General features: G+C 51.6%; 1 tRNA gene and 1 rRNA gene. Both read left to right on the top strand.

Annotated elements, in window-relative coordinates:
* Window positions 1-37: 37 nt before the first annotated feature.
* Window positions 38-113 (top strand) — tRNA-Ala (locus ACP15R_RS26015).
* A 458-nt stretch (window positions 114-571) separates the two neighbouring features.
* A 23S ribosomal RNA gene (locus ACP15R_RS26010) occupies window positions 572-2,500 on the top strand; the annotation flags it as partial.

Raw genomic sequence — 2,500 nt, 5'->3', positions numbered from 1 at the left:
TCCGCGCTCGTCGAATTTGCTGCTGCAAATTCAACGTGGGGCCTTAGCTCAGCTGGGAGAGCGCCTGATTTGCATTCAGGAGGTCAGGAGTTCGATCCTCCTAGGCTCCACCACTTCTTCGATTAGATCGCTAAGCGCTATGAAGCGTTTAGCCGTCCAATCGGACGAGGCGATCCGCAGATTTCCCCAGGAAATCCGCTACATCGCTTCCGCAAGTTCGCTTCGCGAATGCGCGGGAATTGACATCGTATAGAGAGATACAGTTACTTTGAGAGCAATCTCAGAGTGACAATCAACACTGTTTGATCGCCCGGCGTAACGGGATGATCTCGGTTTGGTGCCCTTTTGGGCGAGCGTTTGACGCGGTTGTTTCCTCGACTGCCCAGGCGTATGCCGACCGAAACGAACAGAGTTGTCCAAGTCAAGTACACTAACCCGGTTCGACGCAAGTCGAACCAATGTCTGGCGCAAGCCAGGCGGGAAAGTATGCTTTTGGTTCAGAATAAGGGTGGCAGTTTCTTACCAGCTTCTGCTTACCGCGATTGACGAAAGTCTATCTTTTTCTGGATCAAATCAAGCGCGAAAAGGGCGTTTGGTGAATGCCTTGGCAGTAAGAGGCGATGAAAGACGTGATACTCTGCGATAAGCCATGGGGAGCTGAGAATAAGCTTTGATCCATGGATTTCTGAATGGGGGAACCCACCTGAATGTTTGTTATTGTTAGCCGCAAGGTTCTCAATAATGAGCATAACCAGGTATTTATGACCTGAATACATAGGGTTATAAAGGCAAACCCGGGGAACTGAAACATCTAAGTACCCGGAGGAAAGGACATCAATTGATACTCCCCTAGTAGCGGCGAGCGAACGGGGACCAGCCGAGCCATGAATGTGAATAGAATGCGTTGGGAAGCGCAACCACAGAGGGTGACAGTCCCGTATATGAAGCATGATTGGACGTATTAAGTAGGGCGGAACACGTGAAATTCTGTCTGAAGATCGGAGGACCACCTTCGAAGGCTAAGTACTCCTTACTGACCGATAGCGAACCAGTACCGTGAGGGAAAGGTGAAAAGCACCCCGACGAGGGGAGTGAAACAGTACCTGAAACCGAACGCCTACAATCAGTTGGAGGGGCCTTGCGCCCTGACAGCGTACCTTTTGTATAATGGGTCATCGACTTGGTCTCACGTGCAAGCTTAAGCCGTTAGGTGTAGGCGCAGCGAAAGCGAGTCTTAATAGGGCGTCGAGTTCGTGGGATCAGACCCGAAACCGAGTGATCTAGGCATGACCAGGATGAAGGTAAGGTAACACTTACTGGAGGTCCGAACCCACACCTGTTGAAAAAGGTCGGGATGAGTTGTGCCTAGGGGTGAAAGGCCAATCAAACTCGGAGATAGCTGGTTCTCTGCGAAATCTATTTAGGTAGAGCGTCATCCGAATACCCTCGGGGGTAGAGCACTGGATGGGTAATGGGGCCTTACCGGCTTACTGATCCTAACCAAACTCCGAATACCGAGGAGTACTAGATGGCAGACACACTGCGGATGCTAACGTCCGTAGTGGAGAGGGAAACAACCCTGACCTCCAGCTAAGGCCCCTAATTCATGGCTAAGTGGGAAAGCAGGTGGGACGACCAAAACAACCAGGAGGTTGGCTTAGAAGCAGCCATCCTTTAAAGATAGCGTAACAGCTCACTGGTCTAATCAAGTTGTCCTGCGGCGAAGATGTAACGGGGCTCAAGCCATGAGCCGAAGCTGAGGATGCCGTAAGGCATGGTAGCAGAGCGTAGTGTGACATAGAACTTTGCTTGATTATCGCGTTGTTATCTGGGCCTCGTGCTCAAGTAGCGAAGCGGTAGCACAAGCATAAGTTCTTTCGATGAAGCCGGGGCGTGAGCCATCCGGTGGAGAGATCACTAGCGAGAATGATGACATGAGTAGCGACAAAGAGTGTGAGAGACACTCTCGCCGAAAGTCCAAGGGTTCCTGCTTAAAGCTAATCTGAGCAGGGTAAGCCGACCCCTAAGGCGAGGCCGAAAGGCGTAGTCGATGGGAACCAGGTTAATATTCCTGGGCCAGGAGGATGTGACGGATTGTGAAGGTTGTTTGCCCTTATCGGATTGGGCAGGCCGCTGATCAGTTCCTGGAAATAGCCCTCCGCTAGATCGTACCCTAAACCGACACAGGTGGACTGGTAGAGCATACCAAGGCGCTTGAGAGAACGATGTTGAAGGAACTCGGCAAAATACCTCCGTAAGTTCGCGAGAAGGAGGCCCAGTTTCTACGCAAGTATTGGCTGGGGGCACAAACCAGGGGGTGGCGACTGTTTATTAAAAACACAGGGCTCTGCGAAGTCGCAAGACGACGTATAGGGTCTGACGCCTGCCCGGTGCCTGAAGGTTAAAAGGAGAGGTGAGAGCCTTGAATTGAAGCCCAGGTAAACGGCGGCCGTAACTATAACGGTCCTAAGGTAGCGAAATTCCTTGTCGGGTAAGTTCC

Source organism: Microbulbifer sp. S227A, assembly GCF_049800935.1.
The sequence above is the reverse complement of the archived record's forward strand: the minus strand, read 5'-3'. Positions and strand labels throughout refer to the sequence as shown.